Origin of the sequence: Nocardia brasiliensis ATCC 700358 (genome assembly GCF_000250675.2) — a bacterium.
Taxonomy (GTDB): Bacteria; Actinomycetota; Actinomycetes; order Mycobacteriales; family Mycobacteriaceae; genus Nocardia; species Nocardia brasiliensis_B.
The window spans coordinates 3,407,615-3,428,377 of the sequence record NC_018681.1; the positions used below are offsets into that span (position 1 = coordinate 3,407,615).

Consider the following 20,763-nt stretch of genomic DNA (forward strand, 5'->3'; position numbering starts at 1 on the left):
GAACAAGGTGATCAGAATAATGGCCAGAATCAGCCCCTGCATCGGCCCGCTCATATCCGTACCTCCTGCTGGACAACATGATCGACTCCGGAAAGTATCGGCGGCGCGGGCGGTGCTCGACAATGGAGGAAGATCCGCAATCGGGGCGGAGTTTTCTCCTATCGGCGCTCTCGGTCCTGCATCGGGACGAACGCGGCCGGTAGATTCGCGGTATGCGACCGATTGATCGCGCGAAAGCAGTGGTCGTCCAGGTACGTCGCCGGATCTGGAACCTGGGTGTCGGCGTGGGCGACACCGGGCCCGGCGGCATGTATGTGCTGCTGATCGCGCTCGCGTTGCCGCTGTGGGAGGCGAGCACGTGGCCGGTGGGCCGCTTGGCGGCGTCCGGTGCCGCGGTCGCCGGATTCGGCGCGCTGTTCGTCTGGAGTCAGTCGGATATGGCGGGGCGTCCGATGGGCTTCCGGGTGGGACTGCTCGCGGCGATGGCCGCGGTGGCGGGTGCGGGTACCGCCGTGTTCGGCACGTCCTGGGTGGTCGCGTTGATGCTCACCGCGGTCGCGTGCGTCAATCTGCTGCCGCTGGTGTTCGGTTCGGTACTGGGCGTGATCGCGGTCGGCAGCCTCACCTGGGCGGTCCTCGGCCAGGGCGGGGCGGCGCTGGTGGTGTTCGGCGCGGGCATGATCGCGGTGCTGCGTGGCCGGCTGCTGCTGGAGATCGTGCAGTCGCGGGCCACCCGGCAGGCGATGGCCGCGGCCGCGGTCGGCGACGAACGGTTGCGGATCGCGCGGGACCTGCACGATCTGCTCGGCAACAGCCTGGCCACCATGCTGGTGAAAGCCGAACTGGCGCAACGGCTCGCGCATATCGATCCGGATGCCGCGGCGGCGGCCTCCGCGGAGGTGCAGCAGGTGGGCCGGCAGACCATGCTGGAGGTCCAGGAGGCGGTGCGCGGCTACCGGGCCACCACCCTCGCCGACGAGGTGGCGCGCGCCAAGCAGAGCCTTGCCCTGCTGCGCGACGGACTCACCGTGCGCATTCCGGAACGGGTGTGGGACGAACGGGTGGACACGTTGCTCGGCTGGGTGGTGCGCGAGGCGGTGACCAATGTGCTGCGGCACGCCGACGCGAGCCGGTGCGCCATCACGGTCCGGGTGCACGACGAGCCGCGCTCGGTCGAGTTGACGGTGGACAACGACGAGCTGTTCGGCCGCGCGTCCACCGGGGGCGGGCACGGTTTGCTCGGCCTGGCCGAGCGGGCCCGCGGCCTCGGCGGCACGGTGACCGCGGGACCGACGGCGAACGGCGGCTTCCGGCTCGCGGTGTCGGTGCCGCTGCCCGCGACCCGACCGGCAGAATCGTCGGCATGATTCGTGTGGCGCTGGTCGAGGACCAGGCAACGTTGCGAGGGGCCATCCGCACGCTGCTCGAGCTGGAACCCGATCTCACGGTCGTCGCTGACCTCGGGTCGTCGGCAGGCGTGCCGGAGATGGTCGACGAGACCGAGCCAGACGTCGTGCTGCTCGATATCGAGATGGGCGAGGAGAGCGGGCTCGCGCTCGCCGAAGAACTGGCCAGGCGGCCCGAACCGCCGCTGCTGATGATCCTGACCACCTTCGAGCGTCCCGGTTATGTGCGCCGCGCGCTGGAGGCGGGCGTGCGGGCCTACCTCACCAAGAACACGCCGGTCGGGGATATCGCGCAGGCGATCCGCGAGGTCGTCGCGGGCCGCATGCTGATCGAGGACCAGCAGCTGCGCGCCGCCATGTCGGTGGGACAGAACCCGCTGACCGAACGGGAACGCGACGTGCTGGTGGCCGCGCGCTCGCACGACACGGTCGCGGAGATCGCGGCGCATCTGCATCTGTCGGTCAGCACGGTCAGCAACTACATCACCGCGGCGATCTCGAAGACGGGCTCGCGCAACCGGATCGAGGCCATCCGGTTCGCCGAGGACAACGGCTGGCTGTGAGCGCTGCGCTCAGCGGGTGAGCGTGCGCCAATAGTCGTGCAGCGCTTGGTCGACGCTGCGGGTCACCCGCCAACCCAGTGTCCGCGCGGCGGTTTCGGTGGCCACCTCCAGCCAGATCGAGCTGGTGCCCGGTGCGGTCGGTGCGGCCGCGGACTCGACGATATCGACCGGCACCTCGCTGATGGTGACCAGCCGATCGACCAGCTCGCGCACCGAGAGGGCTTGGCCGCGACCGATGTTCACCACATCGACGGTGTCGCGGGTGCGCGCCGCGGCGAGCACCGCCTCGGCCAGGTCGCGCACGTCGAGGTAGTCGCGGTGGGCGGCCAGCGGCGACAGTTCGATCCGGGCGCGTCCGTCGCGGTTCGCGGCCAGTGCCGAGCCGACCTTGCCGATCAGGCTGCCCGGATGCACGCCGGGGCCGATGCTGTTGGTCGCGCGCAGCACGACGCCGTCCACGGTGCCCGCCGCGATCGCCGCGCGGACCAGCTCGGTCGCCGCCAGTTTCGTCCGCCCGTAGGCGGATTCGGGCTCGGTCGGCACGGATTCGTCGACCGCGCCCAGCTCGGGTAGCGGACCGTACTCCATCACGCTGCCCAGGTGGACGTAGCGCGGGCGCCGGTCGGGCAGCGCGGCCAACGCGGCGAGTGCGGTCTCGGTGGCGGTGACGAACGATCGGTGCAACTGCGGTTCGTCCAGGCCCCAGTAGGACCCGGCGGCGTTCACCACGAGGGCCGGTTCGTGGGCGCGTAGCACCTCGATCAAAGGTTGCGCGTCACCCGTTTCGAGGTCGAGCGCGCAGTGCGCGGTGCCGGTCGACGCCGGTCGGCGCGATACCGTGACGGTGCGATAGCCGTTGTCCCGCAGCGCGTTCGCGATATGCCCGCCGACGAACCCGGTGCCGCCGAGCACGAGGGCGGTGCGCCGCGGCGTGTACTCGCTCATCGCGAACCCAGGCCGAGGACGGCCGCGGCGAGCTCCATCGTGCGCAATGTCGCTGCGGCGTCGGGCTGTTCGCCGTCGTGGGCGGCGGTGAAATCGGTGAGGATGTTGCCGAACTGGTCGTCGGGCGCCAGGTCGAGTTGCCGGATGTCACCGGCTCGATCCAGAAACACGCGCGGCGCGAGATCGTGCGGCAGGGTGAACGCGCGCTCCACCGACAGGGAGCCCGCGGTGCCCGCGAGGTGGTATTCGCAGCGGTAGGGAGCGCCGATCGCGAACTCCAGATCGGCCAGTGCGCCCGCCGCGTCGCGTAACCGCGCCGAACCCGACAGATCGACACCGGGGAAACGGTCGTCCCGTCGCATCCGCGAATGTTCTACGCGCAGCTCCGATCCCAGAAAGAACTGCGCGGCCCGTAAGGCGTAGCAACCTAGATCGGCGAGCGCGCCGCCGCCCAGGTCCGCCCGATACCGGAAATCGTCCGGGGCCCGCTCCGGGATGGTGAAGCGCACGGTGAGCTGCCGCAACTCGCCGATCGCGCCCGCCGCGACCAGCTCGCGCACCGCGGTGTGCTGGCGGTGCCGGGGAAAGGTCATGCACTCCATCAGCGTCCGGCCCTGGTCGGCGGCTAGGGCGAAAAGCCTGCGTGCCGTGGCGATTTCGGTTCCGTCCAGCCGGGGCGGCAGCATCGGCTTCTCGACCAGGACATCTTTGCCCGCCCGCAGGGACTGTTCGATCCAGTCGCCGTGCAGCGCGTTCGGCAGCGGCAGGTAGACCGCGTCGACCGCGTCGTCGTCGAGTATCCGCTGATAGCCGCCGCAGATGCGCAGCCCGTGCTGGGTCGCCCACTGCGCGGCGCGCAGCGGATCGCGGCTGCCGATCGCGACCAGTTCGGCGGCCGGGTGCCGGGACAGCGCGGGCATCATGCGACGTTCGGCGATCTGTGCGGTACCCAGGATTCCCCAGCGCAGCATCGGGCTCACCAACTCGCCAGCAGGCAGGCCATCAGGCTGCGCGCCTGCACATTCGCGTAGTTGCTGTGGATGAGCAGGTTCGTGATCTGCGCGGGCGTCATCCAGCGGAACCCCGGCGGCTCGGCGATCGGGAAATCCGCAGGAAGCAAGCGGATCTGATAGAGATTGTCGGCGTGCTGGAAGCGGCCGCCCTCCTCGGACTGCAACCCGCTGTAGCGCACCGTGCCGAGTCCGTCGTCGAGCACGTCGCGCAGGAATGCGGGCTGCCGAGGTACGGGCAGGTCTTCATGATTGGCCGGCTGGCACTGCACCGACGGGGCGAGCTCCGCGACATCCAGCACGCCTGCTTCGAGTTTGGCGTTCACCAGCAGGTGCAGCACGCCGTCGATCGCGGTCGCGAGGAAGACGGCGACGCCCTGGCCGACCGGGGCGAGCAGTGGCTGGGTCCACGAATCCACCTCGCGCTGACCGGCACTCACCCGGGCGGCGATCACCCGGAAGTATTTGCCATCGGCATGGGCGATCTCGTCCGCGCCGCGCTGCCAGCCGGCGACCGCGGCCAGCGGTATGAGACGCTGGCGCAACTCGTGCCGGGCCTTCAAATCGGTGAGCCAGTGCAGGATTTCGGCGGCGCCGTGCCGCGCGGCGGCGCCGGGATCGAGGCCGCGCGCCAACGCGCGGGTGAACTCGTCACCGGCGGCGGCCTGCGCCGGGCTGATGCGCCACGGCACACAGGACAGCACCGTGCGCGCGTCCATGTTGACGGTGTTGTCCTGGCGCAGCAGTTCACGCAGCACGCCGAGGGTGAGCCAGCAGAAGCCGGGTAGCGTCTCGACCGGACCGGTCGCCTCCACCACGATGTTCCGATTGCGTTTGCGCAGGAACCACGCGCCCTGCTCGGATTGCAGCACATCGACGAGGACCGCCTCGGGCTTCGCGTCGAGGAAATGCTCGAGGTAGGGCACCCCGCGCCCCTGGTGCACCCGCAGGTAGTTGCTCCGCGTCGCCTGCACGGTCGGCGAGAGCTGCACGCCGCCGATATTTCCCGGTTCGGCCTTGGCCTGCATCAGGAAATGCAGCACCCCGTCGAACTCCTTGACGACGATGCCGAGCACGCCGATCTCGGGTTGGTTGATGATGGGCTGCTGCCAGTGCTCGACGAAACCGAAATCGGTGTGCACGTCCAGCCCTTCGATGGTGAAGAACCGGCCGCTGTCGTGGCGCAGATTCCCGTCGTCGTCGAACTGCCAGCCGACCAGGTCCGCGAACGGTATCCGCTCGACCGCCAGCTGATCGGCGCGGCGGCAGGCGGCGAACCAGTCCCGGAAGCCCTCGGCCGAGCACAGCGGTGTCGCGGTGACCGCGGCCGAGCGGGCGAACCGCCAGGCCAGCTCGTCGTCGAAGGTGGCCACCGACTGCTGCTCGACCTGTGCGGCATTCCCCATGCGGACAGGGTCCGGCCGGTCGTTCGAGAACCACTGGGACGCGGATGGGGCCCGGCGGCGCTCGGCGCGGCTGGAGCGCGCCCCGAAAGATCCTCGAGCGCGCCACCCTAGCCTCGCCGCCATGCCCCACCGAGACGGTGACACCGCGGCGCCGGACGCCGGGCCGCGCGGCGCCGCACGACCGGCGACGATCGTCGCGACCGCGCTCGGGTTGCCGGATGTCTATCTGCTGCGGTCGCGCCGGTTTCCGGACGAGCGCGGGCACTTTCAGGAACTCAGCCGCACCGATGTGCTCGAAGAGATCACCGGTTACCCGGTCCGGCTGGAGCAGGTGAACATCTCGGTCTCGCACCGCGGGGTGATCCGCGGTATCCACGTGGTGGCTCGGGCACCGGGACAGTCGAAGCTGGTGACCTGTGTCCGCGGCTCGATCATCGATATCGCCGTCGATCTGCGCGTCGGTTCGCCGACCTTCGGGCAGTTCGAGCTGGTCGCGCTGGACGAGCGGATGGCGGCCGGGGTCTATCTCGGACCCGGGGTGGGCCACGCGTTCGTCGCCACCGCCGAGGACACCCGCGTGCTCTATCAGTGTTCGACGCTGTACACGCCGGGCAGCGAACTCGCGGTGAACGTGCTCGATCCAGCCCTCGGTCTGCCGTTGACCACCGGATTCGAACCCATCCTTTCCGAGAACGACCGCGGCGCGGCGACGCTGGCCGAACTGCTGGACCAGGATCTGCTGCCGCACTACCGCCCACGCTGAGGCCGGAGGAGACCGCCGTGATGGACGCCGTCTATTGTCAGCGCCCCGACCCCGCCGACCCGCTGGCCGCGCTGCGGTTCGGGGAACGCCCGCAGCCCGCGCAGCCGGTCGGGTGGACGACGGTGCGGATGCGCGCCGCGTCGCTGAACATGCGCGATATCGCGACGCTGCGCGGTATCGGCGTGCCCGCGCACGCCTATCCGCTCATCCTCGGCAACGACGGCGCGGGCGTTCTCGCCGACGGCTCGGAAGTGGTGGTGCACGCGTCGGTGGGGTCGGCGGGATGGACCGGACCCGAGGCGCGCGACCCGGACCGGATGGTGCTCGGCTCCTACCACCAGGGCACGTTCGCGGGCAGCGCCACGATTCCGCGCCGCAACGCGGTGCCCAAACCGCCCGAACTCTCCTTCGCCGAGGCCGCGTGCCTGCCGACCGCGTGGTTGACGGCCTATCGAATGTTGTTCGTCACCGCGGGGGTTCGTGCGGGCCAGACGATCGTGGTGCGCGGCCGCCGCGGTCTGGGCAGCATCGCGACGGCGCTCATCGCGCTCGCCGCCGCGGCGGGCGTCGAGGTCTGCGTCCGGGCCGACGCCGCCGATCACGCGTTGGCGCGGCGCAGCGGCGCAGCCGTCGTGACAACCGCCGACCAGCCGCTGCCGAGCGGCCTGGACGCCGCGTTCGACGCGGGCATCGACGTCGCGGACTGGTGGTGGCCGATCGAGGTGCTGCGCCCCGGCGCGCCCATCGTCTGCTCCGGCTACCGGGCGGGCGCGATCACCGGCTTCGATACCGTTGCCGCCGCGCGAGCGTTGCACACCTTGATCTTCGCCGAGCATCGCCTGGTCGGCTCCGGCATGGGTACCGCGGAGGATCTGGCGGCACTGATGAGTTTTCTCGTGCGCACGGGCCTGCGCCCGAGCATCGCCCACGAGTTCACGCTGCGGGACGCCGCAACGGGTTTCCGGGCGATGCTCGGCGCGAGTGTCGCGGGCAAGATCGTCTTCCAGATTTCTTGACCGCGAACGCTTTACGGCAGCAGGTCGGTGATTTCGCGGACGATGACCTCCGGCTCGGTGAGCGGGACGACGTGCGCCGAGCGTTCGGCGACGACGTAGCGGCCGTGCCGCGCGCGGGCGGCGCGGTGGGCGTGCGCGGCATTGGCCTCGGCGCGCCACGTCGCGTTCATGCCGTCGCCCGCCTGACCGCCCGAGATGACGGTGACCGGGATGGCGGCGTCGTCGGGCGGGTTGTCGCGCCAGGCGGCGAGTTCGTCCAGGAAAGTGCGGGCCTGCTGGCGCATGGTGCGGGCCACGCCGGGGCCGAAGCCCTCCCGCTTCAAGTCGCGGCCCACGTCGGGCGGCGAGGCGCGGATCTGTTTGCGGTACAGCACTTTGAGCAGACCGAGCCGGGCCAGGACGGCGGCGGTGGCGATCATCCTGCGTTCGGTGCGGCGGAAGCCGGCGCCGAACAGTGATGCGGCGGCCTCGTCGGTCGGGTCGACCAGCACCAGCCCGGCGATCCGGTCGGGGCGCCGGGCAGCGGCGAGCCGGACGATGGGTCCGCCCGCGCTGTGGCCGACGAGCAGGAACGGGCCGGGCGCGAAGTGGTCGAGCACGTCGTTCAGGTCGTCGGCCATGGCGCTCAAGGTGCGGGCGCCCGGGTCGGGTGCGCTGTTGCCCAATCCGGAACGGTCGTAGACGATCGCCCGGGCGTGCCGGGCGACCGCCGGCTGCACCAGGGCCCAGCTGGATCGGCTGGCGCCGGCGCCGGCCTCGAATACGACTGTCGGTGTGGTCCGGTCGGCGGTCTCCGGGCCGGGCAGCCACATGGCGTACAGCTGCCGCCCGTCCCGGGTGGTGACCCGGTCCGCGATCCCCTGCGTGTGTCGGTCGATGTCAGTCATCGGATGGCATTCTCTCGGAAGGAGGGCCGCAGCGGGGCCCTAGCTCTCCGGGGATCGCGATCATGTCAGGAGATTTGGCAGTGCGCGGGTCGGCGGATCACCGGTGTGCGTCGGCGAATTCGCTGAACCAGCGGGCTATCACGGCCGGACGTTGCGCGAGGACCCAGTGGTTTCCGTCGATCTCGTGGGTCCGCAGGTTCGTCGCGAACGGTCGTGGCGCCTCGGTCTGGCAGGCCACCGAGACGTGGATATCGTCGCGCGGTGCGAGCACCTGGACGGGGACGGTGACCGGGCGGGGCTTCGGAAACAGCACGCGCCGAGCCATATTGGCCCGATAGAGCGCGATGCCGTCGAGCGTGTCGGCCAGCGCGATGGTGTGCGGGGTAGTGGCTTCGGGCTCGCCCCGCACGCTCGACGCCGCGACGATGCGCGACACGAGGCCGCGCCGCACGGCGAACTCGGGCAGCGCGGGCAGCTGGAACGGCAAGGCGTAGAAGGAGTGCCGCATCTGGGTCAGCACGTCGCGTGGGTTACGGCGGATACCGCGCAGCCAGGTGCCGATCATGTCCAGCGACGGACCCGAGATGCTGGTGAACGACTTTGTCCGGGAGGCGATTTCCGGGTCGGCGATCGCGTCCCAGGCGAAGATGGATCCCCAGTCGTGCGCGAGCAGGTGCGCGCCGTCGGGCGCGACCGCGTCGAGCACGGCGGCGAGATCGGCCACCAGCTGCGGAATACGGTAGGCGGCAGTCGAATCGGGCCGCCCGGAGTTGCCCGCGCCGCGCACGTCGTAGGTGATCACCCGGAAGCGATCGGCGAGCAGCGCGCCGACACCGTCCCACACCCGGTGATCGTCGGGCCAGCCGTGCACGAGCAGCGCGGTGGGCAGCTCGGCGGTCCCGGATTCGTACACGGCAAGTTGCACACCGTCGGTGGCGGTGACGATCCGGGACGGTTGGATGTTCGCGAACGTGGTCATGACGCATTGCCTCCAGCTGCATTGCTCAGAGAGCTTCGATACATGTGAGACAAATTTCGTCTCCTTGTATCCCGACGATATAGTGAGGTCGAGACCCGGACAAGGAGGCCTGTGCTGCGAGTGACCGAGGACACGCTGCTCAGCAAACTGACCGCGCCCGACGCGGCGGTGCTGCGCCTGCTGGACGACGCGGATCAGATCACCGAGCGGATCCTCGCCGCCGCGATCGAGCAGATGCGGGTCGCGGGCTGGCGCCGCTCGACCGTCGAGGACGTGGCCAAACGCGCCGGGCTGGGGCGCGCGACGGTCTACCGGCGGTTCCCGTCGAAAGCGGCGCTCACCGAGGCGGTGCTGCACAGCGAGTTCCGCAACTATCTCGCGGGCAGCACCGCGGCCGTCGCCCGACGCACCGATATCGCCGATCGGATGGCCGAAAGCACCGCCTACACAGTCGAATACCTGCGGAACCATCCGCTGGTGCGGCGGCTGCTCGAAACCGAGCCGGACGCCATCCTGCCCGCACTCACCACTGACGCGGGTTTGCTGCTCGAAGCCTTCCGCGAATTCTGCCTCGCCCTGTGGAAACGCGAACTCTACGGTGATGCACCGATTTCGGCAGACAGAGAACAGCATCTGCGGACCGTCGCGGAACTGCACATCCGGATCACACTGTCGCTGATGCTGACGCCGCAAACGGTCATCGAACTCGACACCGCGGAACAGGCCAGGGCATTCGCGCGACGCTATCTCGCACCGATGCTCGAGCGGGACTGAGTCGTCCCGGACTGTAGCCGCGCCTTAAGAATTGCGCCGCTGTTTCTGAAAGTGCTTCTTAAGCACAGTAAGTGGGGCACTGCCCAACCCTCGAATCGTTGCGAATTGTTTTACCGTGGTGCCGGTCCGGCCAGCGGAAACAAGCATCGATCAGCACTGTAGTGAGGGGCAGACACCTGTCATGCGTTCGTCGAAACGGTATGTGACCACCATGTTGATGACCGTAGGCGTCGCCGTCGGCTCGGCCGTGGTCGCCGACCCCGGGCTCGCGCGGGCGGAGCCGATCCCCTGCGTGGCGACCATGAATCTGTTCATTCCGGGCACCTGGGAAACCGACGAGGACGCCGATCCGGCGCGCCCGGTCGGCATGCTCGCGCCGATCGCGGAGGCGATCCAGCAACGGCAAGGCGCGAATTCGGCGATCTATTTCACGCCCTATATGGCCCGGGCCTTCGACAACGGTTACACCTACGCCGACAGCAAGAGCACCGCCCTGAACAATGCGCGTTCCGTGCTGCTCGACTATGGAACACGCTGCCCCGCCGCGCGATTCACCATCAACGGCTACAGCCAGGGCGCCGACGCGGCCGGTGATATCGCGGCCGATATCGGCAACGATCGGGGGCCGATCCCGGCCGATCGGGTACTGGCGGTCGGACTGCTCTCCGATCCCGGCGCGGGCACCAACGGGGAGATCGCCGTCGGCCCCGGTGCGGGCGGCACGGGGATCGCCGACCCGCGCCCGCAGGGCATGGGCAAACTGACCGGGCGCGTCACCTCGATCTGCGATCCGAAGGACCTGTACTGCTCGATTCAGAAGGGGAACAACCCGCTGCTCGGCGCGCTGGGCTCGATCCTGAGCAAGGCGTTGAGCGGCACCTTGCCCGCCGACGCCGGATTCCCGCTGGCCTCGGCGTTGACCGCGGACTTCGCACGGGCCGATCTGCCGGGCCTGGCGCCGGCGATCGCCGGACTGACCGCGGCGCTGAGCGCCCCGGCGGGCGTCGACGTGGCACGGGTGCGCACCAGCGCGGGCACGGTGCTGCACACCCTCACTCCGCTCGTCGATCTGCTCGGCTCGGGTGCGGCGAATCCCGCTGCCACGGCCGCATTGTCGGCGGCGCCGGAGGGCACCGCGGACCGGCAGGCGGGCGAGGTGCTGTCCCGGGCGGCGCAGTCCAACCTGCCCGGTGTCGCCGCTGTGGTCGCGAAGGTCGCCGAGATCGCGGACAAGATGCTGAGCCGCGGCGTGGGCGAACTCCGGCCGGGCGATCCGAAAGCGCGGGCACTGCGGGCCGCGGCCACGGCGGTCAGTGACCGCATCACGCCGCTGGCAGCCACGCCACCCGAGGTGCTCGGCGCGGCGACGCGACCCCTGTCGCTGCTCAAACCCACTGTGCTCGTCGATCAAGCCCTCGAGGTCGCCGCCGCGGTCACCGGCTTCGATCTCCCCGCGATCATCGCCAACCTGGCCCTGTTGCCCCAGCGGGTGATCGCGATGGACGCCGAGGGCGTGCATCAGGTCGCCGGCGCGTTGAGCGGCCAGTTGCAGCCGCTGGTCCGGCTCGTCGGCGCCGTCGATCTCGGCTGGATCTCGCAGGTGCTGGCGGTGCTGCCGGACGCGCTCGGCTTCAGCGGAGTCGCCGCGACGGTGACCTCGATCCTGGCCGGGGTGGATATCAAGCGGCTCGCGGAGCTCGTGGGCCGGATTCAGGACGTCGCGTGGTCGGTGCTGCAGCGGTTGGTCCCGGCACCGGGGCAGGCCCCGGATCTGGTGGGCGCGGGCGTCGCGCTGTCGGGCCTGCTGCCGATCGGGCAGGACTTGGCCGCGGCGGCCGCTGATCTGCTCCGGCCCAAGCCGCGGCAGCAGCCGCCGAACGTACTGGGCCGGCGCGCCGATGTCCCGGCCCGCTCCATCGCCGCGCCGGACACCGTCACCGACGACCCGATCGCGCCGTTCACCAGACTGCTGGGCTTCCGTGACCTGAACCTGGGCACGCTCATCCGCGACGGGCTCAGTGCCGCAAGCTTTGTCGCGTCCGGCGCGCACACCAACTATGGCGCGCTGATCGTCGACGACTCCGGCCGCAACGCCGTGCAGTGGCTCGGTGACTGGATGAACCAGCGCATCGGCCGGGTCAAGTAGGACGCGAGTCAGTCCCGTATCGGCTCGATCCGGGCGGGCACGTTCTTGTGCCAGGGCGTGCCCGCGAACCGGTCGCGGCGCTCCACGGAGGTCAATTCGTTTGCGGCGACACCGGTTCGGATCGGCTGCCCGCTGCCGTCGGTGGTGTCCAGGCCCATGCCGTTGGGCAGCGAGATATGGCCCTGCTGCATCATGGCGCTGATCTCGACGATCGCTGTCGCCCGGCCGGTTTCGGTGACGACGGCGACGCGCGCTCCGTCGTCGAGGGCGAGTTCCCGGGCGTCGCCGGGACTTATCCGTAGTTCGCCCGCGCCACCGCGGCGCCGCCATTCCGGATTGCGGATGATGGTGTTGGCGGTGAAGGAGCGCCGCTCGCCCGCCGACAGCGTGAACGGATACTCCGCAGTGGTGAAATCCGGTGGCGTGGTACGCAATTGATCGAGTTCGGCGAGCAGCTCCGGAATGTGCACGGTGAACCGCCGGTCCCGCCGTTTGACGTAGGCCCAGACGTCGTCCCAGGTGTCGACGGTGAACGTGACACCGGCGTGCTGGGTCAGCACGGCCTCGAACAGCTTCTCGCCGGGCTCGATTCCGGTGCCGGTGAATCCCGCGCGGCGCACCGCGGCGGGGTTGGCGAACGCGCACAGGTGCGCGGCCCCCCACAGCGTCGCCGCGTTGGCCGCGCCCGAGGGCAGGTGCGGGCCGAGCGCCTCGTGCAGCAGATAGGGCGCGAGATTCATCAGGGCGGGGTTCCCCGCGACGGCGCTGAAGAAGGTCAGGGCGAATTCGTCCTTGCCGACCTTGCGCGCCCGGACGAGACGGTCGACCAGCGCCGGATCGACCAATCCCAGTGCGCGCACGACACCGGTGTAGATATCGGATTCGGCCCGCGTGCCCGGCAGCGGGGTGAGCACCGGTGGGCGCAGCTGAAAAGTGTTGTGCGGGAACTCGACATTGAAGAAGGTCGACTCCCACTTCTCGAACTGACTGCTCGCGGGCAGCACGTAGTCGGCGACCCGCGCGGTCTCCGTCATCGCCACGTCGATCACCACCGACAGCTCGAGGCTGCGCATGGCCGCGCGCATCCGCTCCGAATCGGCCAGTGAGTGCACCGGATTGGAGCTGTCGATCCAGATCGCCCGGAAGCGGTCCGGGTGCTCGGTGAGGATCTCCTCGGTGATCGAGTTGGCGGGTACCAGCCCGGCGATGATGCGGGCGCCGGTGACCGGCGTGGTCTTGCCGCCCGCGGCGCTGCCACCGGGAAGTCCGCCGAGTCCGGCCGCGAGGGCCGGCACGGCGGTGCGCAGCAGCGTGCGAGTGAGTCGCCGGGTCGGCACGGCCGTCACGGGGGCCGAAGCGAGGGTGGGCAGCAGCGCGGACAGTGCGGACGCGCCGCGTGACATCGTTTCGGACGTCGCTTTTTTCAGCTGCTTGCGGACACCGGAGGCGGGTTTGCCCTTCGGTGCACCGCCGGTGCCCGCGACCGCGGCGAAGGTCGAATGCAGATACATCGTGCCGGGGCGGCCGAAGTTGCCGGTGAGGATCCAGAGCAGCTTGTTCAGATACGACACCAGCGTGCTGTGCGGGGCCTGTTGGATGCCGAGGTCCTCGTAGGTGGTGGCACTGCGGGCCGCGGCGAAGCGCCGAGTCGCGTTGCGCAGCAGGTCTTCCGGTACGCCGCAGTGCGCGGCGAACTCGGCCACCGGGATGGTGGCCAGCGCGGCGAGCACCGGCGCGACGTCGCGGGTGTGCTCGCGCAGGAATTCGTGATCGAGCAGATCCTCTTCGACCAGGACCGCCAGCATGGCCGAGACGCACCACGCGTCGGTGCCCGGCCGCACCTGGAGATGGAAATCCGCCATCTCCGCGGTCTCGCTGCGTCGCGGATCGATGACGATCATCGCCCGCTGCGGATCGGCGACGATGGCCTTCAGGGTGGGGCGCGCCCGCGGGAAACTGTGCGACTGCCACGGATTCTTACCGAGGAAGAGCACCACCTCGGAGTGCTCGAAGTCGCCCTTGGTGTGGCCGCCGTACAGCTTGCCGTCCACCCACATCTCGCCGGTCTTCTCCTGTGCCAGCGCGTTCGAGTAGTACTTCGCGCCGAGCGCCGCCATCAGCGACTTGCCGTACGCGCCGCCGAGGTGATTGCCCTGTCCGCCACCGCCGTAGAAGAAGATCTTGTCGCCGCCGTGCTCGTGCCGGACCGCCAGCAGTTTCGCGGCGATCTCGGAAATCGCCGTCTCCCAGGTGATTTCCTCGTAGGTGCCGTCGTCGCGGCGGCGCAGGGGAGTGGTGAGCCGGTGCCTGCCGTTCTGATAGAAGTCCAGGCGCAGGGCCTTTTCGCAGGTATAGCCGCCGGAGGCGGGGTGGTCCTTGTCGCCGCGGATCCGGCTGAGCTTGCGGTCGTCGAGTTTGATCTCGATACCGCAGTTGCACTCGCACAGGATGCAGGCGGACTTGTGCCAGTCGTCCGCGGCGGGACCGGCGGGCTGCTCGGGCTCTGGGCGACGCGTCTGCTCTGCGGACACGGATTCCTCCTGCGATGGGCCTCGTACACGATTGCTAGCTGCCGGAGCATGAATAGACCGATCGTACTACTAGGAATCTGCTTGTTACAAGCGGTAACGCGTACGTCCGTTCGCTGGGCGCAAGAACTGATCGAGACCGGGCAATTCCGCGCATCGTTCCCGGTACCACCGCGGCGATAGGTTCGAGCCGGTGCCACAACTCGCGCAGGCGGAAGGAGCCTCATGAAGCAGAGCTACGATGCGGTCGCGACCGCGGCCGCACCGCCCGCCGTGGTCTGGGCCCTGCTGATCGACGCCCGGACCTGGCCGGTCTGGTCGACAGTGGACCGCCTGGAAGTCGAACGTTCCCGCGGGCTCGACCGTGACGGCCACGATCCGGTCGGAGCGGTGCGGGCGTTCCGCACCGGGCGCGTCGTGACCGGGGAACGGCTGACCGGCCTGGTCGAGGAGAAGCAGCTGACCTACGAGGACGCGTTCAATCCGGCCATCCGCGACTACCGCGCGGTCATCGACCTGACCGGCACCCCCGAGGGCCACACGACCATCCACTGGCACGGCACCTACACCCCCAGATGGGGCATGGGCTGGCTGATGAAGAGCACGATGCCGCGGGTGATGCAGCAGATGGCCGACGGCCTCGCCGCACATGCCGCGCGGCTCGCACCGCAGTGAGCGACGCGGTTACAGCCAGGGCACACCCGCGCGGAACAGGACGTTGGCGTAGGGGAGGGCCTCGCCGGTGCGAACCACGAAGCGGCACTGCCCGATTCGTTGCTTGAACGTCTCGTGGTCGAGCAGTTCGGCGTCGAGCCGCGCGAGCAGATCCGCGGCTTCCCGGTTGGTCGCGGTGACCTCGGCGCTGCCCCACGCCGCTTCGACGGTGACCTCGTCCAGGATCAGCTCTACCACCTGGGCGAAACGTGGCAGCCCGTAGCTGATTCCGAGATCGATGACACGGACACCCGGTGGCACCGGAAGTCCGGAGTCGCTCACCGCGAAGGTGTCGGTGTGGCGTAGGGCGACCAGGGCCGAGATCAGCTCGGCGTGGACCAGACCGCTTGTGCGCATGCGGATTCCAATCTGGGCTAAAGGGGGCTCGCGGCCGGGTCCGGCAGGTCGAGCGGAACGGGGCGTGGCACGGTGGCCAGCGCGGCGAGGATCTGCGGTCGGGTCGGATAGGACGCGTGCGTTCCGGGCGACCGGACCGACAGCGCCGCGGCGGCGGTGGCGTAGGTGACGGCGGCATCGAGGTCGAGCCCATCGGCGAGGGCGGCGCAGAGGGCGCCGACGAAGGCATCGCCGGCACCGGTGGAGTCCACCGAGTCCACCTGTGGCGCTTCGTGGTACATGACGCTGGAGTCGGCGTGTGCGGCGACGGAACCGGCGGCACCCAAGGTCGCGACCACCGACCGCGCGCCCCGCAGGCACAGCGAGCGCGCGGCCCGGGCGGACCGGTCCCGGTCGCCGGTCGGTAGCCCGCTGATCAGTGCCAGCTCGTGCTCGTTCACCACCAGCGGGTCGCACCGGCGCAGCAACGCGTCGTCGAGAGCCGCGGCCGGAGCGGCATTGAGCACGAATCGGCGCGCGCGGCTCGCCGCCCAGGCGACCACGGCGAGCGGGATCTCCAGTTGCGCGACCACGACAGCGGCGCCGGTCAGCAGCGCGGCCTCCGGCATGGTGTCCAGGACGGCCGCGGGCTCCCAGTGGTAGTTGGCCGCGGGGTCCACCACGATCTGGTTCTCGCCCGCCGCCACCGTGATGTAGGCCGTCCCGGTCCGGGCTCCCGGAACCTCACGCAGCGTGGCCGATTCGATGCCGGTCAGGGCTTCGCGGCAGCGCGACAGGGCCGAGTCACCGCCGATCCGCCCGACGAACTGCACCGTCGCGCCGGCCTTCGCCGCGGCTACCGCCTGATTGGATCCCTTGCCGCCCAAGTTGGTTCGTGCGGCGACGGCCAGAACGGTCTCGCCCGGGCCCGGCAGCGCGGGCACTTCGCAGACGATGTCCTGATTGATCGAGCCGATCACGGCGACCTGCCCCGTCACGGCACCTCCGTCTTCGTGGCGGCGCTCGCCTCCAGATTGCCCTGTGCGGCACCGGTGATCAGCGCGACCAGCCGGTCGCCGTCGATCTCCCGCACCGGATGCGCGGCCACCGAGCGGCCGCGGCGCAGCACGACGACGTTGTCGCAGACCCGCATGACCTGCGCGAGGTCGTGACTGATGATCAGCACGGTGACCCCGCGGTCGCGCAGTCCGCGCACCAGTTTCTCCACCGCGGCGGTCTCCCGCACGCCGAGCGCCGCAGTCGGCTCGTCCATGATCACCATGGCTTTACCCCAGGCGACCGCTCGCGCGATCGCGATGCTCTGGCGCTGACCGCCGCTCATTCGGCGCACCGTGGTCCGGACGGAGGGGACGTCCACATCGAGGTCGCGCAGGATATCCACGCTCTGCGCGATCATCGCCGTGCGGTTGAGGATCTTCAAAGGCCAGATCCGGTGCACGAGTTCACGATTCAGGAACAGGTTCTGCCAGACCGCCAGATCGTCGATGAGCGCGAGGTCCTGGTAGACCGTCTCGATGCCCATCCTCCTGGCGTCCTCCGGCGACCCGAGTCGCACCGGCGCACCGCGGAACAGGATCTCCCCGCTATCGGGCGGGTGCACGCCGGTGAGGCAGCGCACCAGGGTGGACTTGCCCGCGCCGTTGTCCCCGACCAGTGCGGTGACCTCGCCCTCGGGGATGGTCAGGCTGACGCCGTCGAGTGCACGGACGGAATCGAACGACTTGGTGAGGCCGTGCGCCTCCAACATCGGCTTGGTCATCACATCAACTACTTTCGGAAGCGCGAGATCGCCGCTGCGAGCAGCAGTACCGCGCCCACCGCGACCGGTTGGTAGTACTGCGAGATCCCGAGAATGGTGAACCCGTTGATCAGCGACGTGAAAAGAATCGCGCCACACACGGTGCCGAGGACCGAGGCCTTGCCGCCGCTGAGCGAGGAACCGCCGAGCACCACGGCCGCAATGGAACTCAGCAGATAGGTGGTCTGCAGCGAGGGGTCCGCGCCGCCGTTGCGCGCGACGAGCATGACGCCGGCGACGCCGCACAGCAGCCCGCACGCGAGGTAGGCGATCAACCGGATGCGTTGCACCGGAATGCCGGTCTCGCGCGCGGAGTCGATATTGCCGCCGGTGGCGAGCAGGTGGGTGCCCAGCCGCGTCCGGAACAGGATGCCCGCCACGCCGAGCGCCGCGACCAGTGCCAGCAGCCAGAACCAGCGGAACGGGCCCGCTCCGTCGAGCGCGAGGCTTTGCAGGAAGGGTGAATTCACGGCGACGCTGTTGCCGTTGGTGAGCAGGAGGGTGCAGCCGCTGAGCACGCTCAGTGTGCCGAGCGTGACCACGAAATCGGTCATCTGGAACCGGCCGATCAGCACGCCGTTGACCACCCCGACGACCAGCCCGCCGGCGATCGCGGCCACGATGCCGACGGTCACCGGATACCCGTGACTGGTCAGATAACCGAGCAGGGCCGCCGACCACGGCAGCGTCGCGCCGACCGAGAGATCGATGCCGCCGACGACCACGGCGAACTGCTGGCCGAGCGCGAGCACCGTCAGAATCGTCGAGGCGACGAGCAGATCATCGATGTTACTGGCGGTCAAGAAGTTCGGGGTGGCGATGAAGAACGCCACCCACACCAGGACCAGGGCGATGGGCGCCGCGAACTCGGCGAGCCGGGCGGAGACGCGCCGGTCCCCACCCCGATCGGGTGCGACGGCGGCGACAGCGCTCACTTGTGCACCAGTCCGGCGAGCGGATTGTCGAATGCGGTGATGGGCCTGGGGAATGCGGCGATCTGCTGCTCGACGTTGTCCTTGCCGATGAACGCGATCGGGGCGACCACGCGCGCCGGAATGTCCTTCCCCTGGTGCTTGGCGAGGCACGCCTGCACCGCGAGTTCGCCCTCGGCGTAAGGATATTGGGTCACCGTGCCGTACAGCGTGCCCGCCTTGACCGCCTCGAGGGCGGCTTGGATGCCGTCCACCGAGATCACCTTGATCTGGCCGGTGCGGCCGGCGTTCTTGATCGCCTGGGCGGCGCCGAGGCCCATCGTGTCGTTGGCGGCGAAGATGCCGGTGATGTCGGGGTGCGCCTTCAGGATCGCCTCGGTGACCGTGAGGCCTTTGTCCTGCTCGTAGTCGGCGGGGGTGCGCTGCACGATCTCCAGCTTGCCGGCGACCGCGTCGCTGAAGCCCTTGTCTCGATTGATGCCGTTCTGCTCACCGGCGATGCCCTGCAGCACAACGACTTTCCCGGTGCCGCCGAGTGCCTCCAGCATTTTCTCCGCCGCGATCCGGCCCGCGGCCAGATTGTCGGAGCCGATGAAACTCGCGTACTCGACACCCGCCTGCTTCGAGGCTTCGGCGTCGATCTGGGTGTCCAGGTTGAGGATCGGAATGTTCTTGCGGGCCACCGGGACCAGCGGCGTGATCACGTTGGTGCCGTTCACCGGCACGACCGCGAAGCAGTCGTAGCCCTGGGCCGCGAGGGTGGAGATCTGGGCGTTCTCGCCGTCGGCATCGGTCTCGGATTGCCCCGCCTGCACCGCGACATCGACCCCGAGCCGCGCCCCCTCGGCCTTCGCGCCGTCGCGCAGCGCGGCCCAGTAGGGGTTGGTGAAGTTGCGCGTGACGACCGCGATCTTGAAATCGGACGACGCGTTATCGCCACGGCCGCAGCCTGCGGTGAGCGCGACCGCGCTGACGAGGGCCATGCCGGCGACCGCGTACCTGAATCGTGAGTTCATCTGGTGTTCGACCTATCCTGGGCTCATTCTCAACTCGTGTTGACAACACGTGTTGATGTGTAGTGTGTGACCTGTGTCACGAGCTGTCAAGGGTCTTCCGGCCAGTTCGCGAGAATGGCAAGGCAGACAGGAGAAATCGCGATGGCAGTCACCCGAGCCGATGTCGCCCGGCGGGCGGGCACCTCACCCGCCTTGGTCAGCTATGTGATCAACGGCGGTCCGCGCCAGGTCGCGCCCGCCACCCGCGCGCGGATCGAGGCCGCCATCGAGGAACTGGGCTACCGGCCCAACCTGTCCGCGCGCAGCCTGCGGATGAACCGCGGGCACGCGCTCGGGATGGTCATCCCCGACGGCGCGAACCCGTTCTTCGCCGAACTGTCCGCCGTGATCGAGGCGGCGGCGTTCGCCCGGGGCTACCCGCTCATCGTCGGCAACGCCGCGGGCGACGAGGCGCGCGAGCGCGCGTACGTGAGCTCGTTCATCGACCGCAGAGTCGAAGGGCTGCTCGCGATTTCGTCGTCCTGGAAATCCGGCGTCGCCGAGGCGTGCGCGGCGGCGGACATGGCGCTGATCGCGGTGGACCGGATCATCGACCCGCTCCGGTGCGCGCATGTCATGTGCGATTCCGTCGCGGGCGCGCGCACCGCGGTCGAGCACCTGATCGCGCACGGGCACCGCGACATCGCCTGTCTCAGTGGGCCGCACGTATCCACCGCGGAAGAGCGCGTCGCCGGGTATCGCGAGGCGTTGCACCGGGCCGGGCTGCCCGAAAGTGTCATCGTGCGTACCGAATTCGGCGGCGCGGCGGGTTACCACGCGCTCGGCAGGCTGATGGCGGGCAGGCCCGCGCCGACGGCGGTCTTCGTGACGAGCGATCTGCAGGCGATGGGCATGCTGCGGGCGGCCTACGACGCCGGCCTGCGCGTCCCGGACGATCTCGCGGTCGTCGCCTTCGACGGCATCGAGTACTCCCGATACACCAGGCCGGGCCTGACCACCATGGTGCAGCCGACCAGGAAGATGGGCGAACTCGCGGTCGAACTGCTGCTGCGCCAGATCGACACCGGGGCGGCCGAGCCCGGCGTCGTGAGCCTGGCCGCGGAACTCGAGACCCGCGGCTCGTGCGGCTGCCCCGACGCGTTTTAGCAGATCAGCCCATGCGGACACGCCTAGCGTCCGGCGACAAAAGCGCGAACCGCCTTGCGCGCGGCCTTGTCGGACTACCGTGGTTGCGCATGGCAACCAGGGATATCACGGTGACCGTGGACAAGAGCGAGTGGCGCGCTCTGAAGTATGCGGCCGAGTGTGCGGGGATGAGCCTGGAGGCGTACGTCTGCTGGGGTGTGCGGCTGCTGGCGCTGGAATCCAGGCCGGAGGGTGCCGCACGGCACCATTCCGCCGTGCGCGCGCCCGCGGTACGGCGCACGCCGCGCGTGGCCGACGAACTGGAATCGGTGGCATGGTCGGAAACATTCGCTGAACGGCTGTCGCATCGTGCGGAAGGCTTCCGCAACGACTGAACG

The 20,763-nt window shown here is 69.5% G+C and carries 20 protein-coding genes; 9 read left to right on the top strand and 11 right to left on the bottom strand.

Translation table 11 applies throughout. The features are described 5' to 3' along the window. Positions 1–212 precede the first annotated feature (212 nt). Together O3I_RS15430 and O3I_RS15435 are read left to right on the top strand one after the other, a co-directional pair. Complete coding sequence (locus tag O3I_RS15430) at positions 213–1,367, top strand: sensor histidine kinase (protein WP_014983862.1); 1,155 nt, start codon at positions 213–215, stop codon at positions 1,365–1,367. Further along, complete coding sequence (locus O3I_RS15435) at positions 1,364–1,969, top strand: response regulator transcription factor (RefSeq protein WP_014983863.1); 606 nt, start codon at positions 1,364–1,366, stop codon at positions 1,967–1,969. Before O3I_RS15430 ends, O3I_RS15435 begins: the two co-directional genes overlap by 4 nt. Before the next feature lie 9 nt (positions 1,970–1,978). On the opposite strand, the gene O3I_RS15440 is transcribed toward O3I_RS15435, so the two are convergent. Genes O3I_RS15440 through O3I_RS15450 form a run of 3 tightly spaced genes read right to left on the bottom strand, consistent with a single transcriptional unit; the run spans position 1,979 to position 5,330 of the window. Then, complete coding sequence (locus O3I_RS15440; RefSeq protein ID WP_014983864.1) at positions 1,979–2,914, bottom strand: NAD-dependent epimerase/dehydratase family protein; 936 nt, start codon at positions 2,912–2,914, stop codon at positions 1,979–1,981. Continuing rightward, positions 2,911–3,885 (bottom strand): Gfo/Idh/MocA family protein, encoded by a 975-nt coding sequence (locus O3I_RS15445; RefSeq protein WP_014983865.1) that lies wholly within the window; start codon positions 3,883–3,885, stop codon positions 2,911–2,913. Before O3I_RS15445 ends, O3I_RS15440 begins: the two co-directional genes overlap by 4 nt. A 5-nt stretch (positions 3,886–3,890) precedes the next feature. Beyond that, positions 3,891–5,330: an NDP-hexose 2,3-dehydratase family protein gene (locus O3I_RS15450; RefSeq protein ID WP_014983866.1), complete on the bottom strand. Its 1,440-nt coding sequence runs from the start codon at positions 5,328–5,330 to the stop codon at positions 3,891–3,893. Between the two features lie 121 nt (positions 5,331–5,451). Between O3I_RS15450 and O3I_RS15455 the strand changes: the two genes are divergently transcribed. Both O3I_RS15455 and O3I_RS15460 read left to right on the top strand, forming a co-directional pair. Next, positions 5,452–6,093, top strand: a complete 642-nt coding sequence (locus O3I_RS15455) for a dTDP-4-dehydrorhamnose 3,5-epimerase family protein (RefSeq protein ID WP_014983867.1) — start codon at positions 5,452–5,454, stop codon at positions 6,091–6,093. A 20-nt stretch (positions 6,094–6,113) separates the two neighbouring features. Further along, positions 6,114–7,109: a quinone oxidoreductase family protein gene (locus O3I_RS15460; RefSeq protein WP_014983868.1), complete on the top strand. Its 996-nt coding sequence runs from the start codon at positions 6,114–6,116 to the stop codon at positions 7,107–7,109. A gap of 11 nt (positions 7,110–7,120) precedes the next feature. Here the strand turns inward: O3I_RS15460 and O3I_RS15465 are convergent, their stop codons facing one another. Both O3I_RS15465 and O3I_RS15470 read right to left on the bottom strand, forming a co-directional pair. Then, entirely contained in the window at positions 7,121–7,996 is an 876-nt protein-coding gene (locus tag O3I_RS15465; protein WP_014983869.1) for an alpha/beta fold hydrolase, read from the bottom strand. 97 nt (positions 7,997–8,093) lie between these two features. After that, a complete protein-coding gene (locus O3I_RS15470; protein WP_014983870.1) occupies positions 8,094–8,975 on the bottom strand; it encodes an alpha/beta fold hydrolase in 882 nt (293 codons plus the stop codon). A 120-nt stretch (positions 8,976–9,095) separates the two neighbouring features. On the opposite strand from O3I_RS15470, the gene O3I_RS15475 reads away from it, so the two are divergent. Further along, positions 9,096–9,749, top strand: coding sequence for a TetR/AcrR family transcriptional regulator (locus O3I_RS15475; RefSeq protein ID WP_014983871.1), 654 nt, complete (start codon positions 9,096–9,098; stop codon positions 9,747–9,749). A gap of 181 nt (positions 9,750–9,930) precedes the next feature. After that, positions 9,931–11,895 (top strand): cutinase family protein, encoded by a 1,965-nt coding sequence (locus O3I_RS15480; RefSeq protein ID WP_014983872.1) that lies wholly within the window; start codon positions 9,931–9,933, stop codon positions 11,893–11,895. Between the two features lie 8 nt (positions 11,896–11,903). Here O3I_RS15480 and O3I_RS15485 read toward each other — a convergent pair whose 3' ends face one another. Then, the gene (locus O3I_RS15485; RefSeq protein WP_014983873.1) at positions 11,904–14,426 is read right to left on the bottom strand and encodes a molybdopterin-dependent oxidoreductase; all 2,523 of its coding nucleotides are present in this window, start codon (positions 14,424–14,426) and stop codon (positions 11,904–11,906) included. 222 nt (positions 14,427–14,648) lie between these two features. Here O3I_RS15485 and O3I_RS15490 point away from each other — a divergent pair, with 222 nt between their 5' ends. Beyond that, on the top strand, positions 14,649–15,098 hold the full coding sequence (locus O3I_RS15490) for an SRPBCC family protein (RefSeq protein ID WP_014983874.1): 450 nt from the start codon (positions 14,649–14,651) through the stop codon (positions 15,096–15,098). 9 nt (positions 15,099–15,107) lie between these two features. On the opposite strand, the gene rbsD is transcribed toward O3I_RS15490, so the two are convergent. From rbsD to O3I_RS15515, 5 genes are read right to left on the bottom strand one after another with little or no spacing between them, the layout of a single operon-like run. Beyond that, positions 15,108–15,494 (bottom strand): D-ribose pyranase, encoded by a 387-nt coding sequence (gene rbsD / locus O3I_RS15495; RefSeq protein ID WP_014983875.1) that lies wholly within the window; start codon positions 15,492–15,494, stop codon positions 15,108–15,110. Between the two features lie 17 nt (positions 15,495–15,511). Continuing rightward, positions 15,512–16,471 (bottom strand): ribokinase, encoded by a 960-nt coding sequence (locus O3I_RS15500; RefSeq protein ID WP_014983876.1) that lies wholly within the window; start codon positions 16,469–16,471, stop codon positions 15,512–15,514. Next, positions 16,468–17,253 (bottom strand): ATP-binding cassette domain-containing protein, encoded by a 786-nt coding sequence (locus O3I_RS15505; protein ID WP_014983877.1) that lies wholly within the window; start codon positions 17,251–17,253, stop codon positions 16,468–16,470. The genes O3I_RS15500 and O3I_RS15505 overlap by 4 nt, the downstream gene beginning before the upstream one ends. 8 nt (positions 17,254–17,261) lie before the next feature. Further along, positions 17,262–18,227, bottom strand: coding sequence for an ABC transporter permease (locus O3I_RS15510; protein WP_014983878.1), 966 nt, complete (start codon positions 18,225–18,227; stop codon positions 17,262–17,264). Further along, complete coding sequence (locus O3I_RS15515; protein ID WP_014983879.1) at positions 18,224–19,240, bottom strand: substrate-binding domain-containing protein; 1,017 nt, start codon at positions 19,238–19,240, stop codon at positions 18,224–18,226. Before O3I_RS15515 ends, O3I_RS15510 begins: the two co-directional genes overlap by 4 nt. Before the next feature lie 141 nt (positions 19,241–19,381). On the opposite strand from O3I_RS15515, the gene O3I_RS15520 reads away from it, so the two are divergent. Next, positions 19,382–20,386, top strand: coding sequence for a LacI family DNA-binding transcriptional regulator (locus tag O3I_RS15520; protein ID WP_014983880.1), 1,005 nt, complete (start codon positions 19,382–19,384; stop codon positions 20,384–20,386). Positions 20,387–20,475: 89 nt separating this feature from the next. After that, on the top strand, positions 20,476–20,760 hold the full coding sequence (locus O3I_RS15525) for a hypothetical protein (RefSeq protein WP_014983881.1): 285 nt from the start codon (positions 20,476–20,478) through the stop codon (positions 20,758–20,760). The last annotated feature ends 3 nt before the right edge of the window (positions 20,761–20,763 follow it).

Coding starts and splice junctions, on each gene's coding strand:
- O3I_RS15430 (WP_014983862.1), top strand. CDS start 213: ATGCGACCGATTGATCGCGCGAAAGCAGTGGTCGTCCAGGTACGTCGC.
- O3I_RS15435 (WP_014983863.1), top strand. CDS start 1,364: ATGATTCGTGTGGCGCTGGTCGAGGACCAGGCAACGTTGCGAGGGGCC.
- O3I_RS15440 (WP_014983864.1), bottom strand. CDS start 2,914: ATGAGCGAGTACACGCCGCGGCGCACCGCCCTCGTGCTCGGCGGCACC.
- O3I_RS15445 (WP_014983865.1), bottom strand. CDS start 3,885: ATGCTGCGCTGGGGAATCCTGGGTACCGCACAGATCGCCGAACGTCGC.
- O3I_RS15450 (WP_014983866.1), bottom strand. CDS start 5,330: ATGGGGAATGCCGCACAGGTCGAGCAGCAGTCGGTGGCCACCTTCGAC.
- O3I_RS15455 (WP_014983867.1), top strand. CDS start 5,452: ATGCCCCACCGAGACGGTGACACCGCGGCGCCGGACGCCGGGCCGCGC.
- O3I_RS15460 (WP_014983868.1), top strand. CDS start 6,114: ATGGACGCCGTCTATTGTCAGCGCCCCGACCCCGCCGACCCGCTGGCC.
- O3I_RS15465 (WP_014983869.1), bottom strand. CDS start 7,996: ATGACTGACATCGACCGACACACGCAGGGGATCGCGGACCGGGTCACC.
- O3I_RS15470 (WP_014983870.1), bottom strand. CDS start 8,975: ATGACCACGTTCGCGAACATCCAACCGTCCCGGATCGTCACCGCCACC.
- O3I_RS15480 (WP_014983872.1), top strand. CDS start 9,931: ATGCGTTCGTCGAAACGGTATGTGACCACCATGTTGATGACCGTAGGC.
- O3I_RS15490 (WP_014983874.1), top strand. CDS start 14,649: ATGAAGCAGAGCTACGATGCGGTCGCGACCGCGGCCGCACCGCCCGCC.
- rbsD (WP_014983875.1), bottom strand. CDS start 15,494: ATGCGCACAAGCGGTCTGGTCCACGCCGAGCTGATCTCGGCCCTGGTC.
- O3I_RS15505 (WP_014983877.1), bottom strand. CDS start 17,253: ATGACCAAGCCGATGTTGGAGGCGCACGGCCTCACCAAGTCGTTCGAT.
- O3I_RS15515 (WP_014983879.1), bottom strand. CDS start 19,240: ATGAACTCACGATTCAGGTACGCGGTCGCCGGCATGGCCCTCGTCAGC.
- O3I_RS15520 (WP_014983880.1), top strand. CDS start 19,382: ATGGCAGTCACCCGAGCCGATGTCGCCCGGCGGGCGGGCACCTCACCC.
- O3I_RS15525 (WP_014983881.1), top strand. CDS start 20,476: ATGGCAACCAGGGATATCACGGTGACCGTGGACAAGAGCGAGTGGCGC.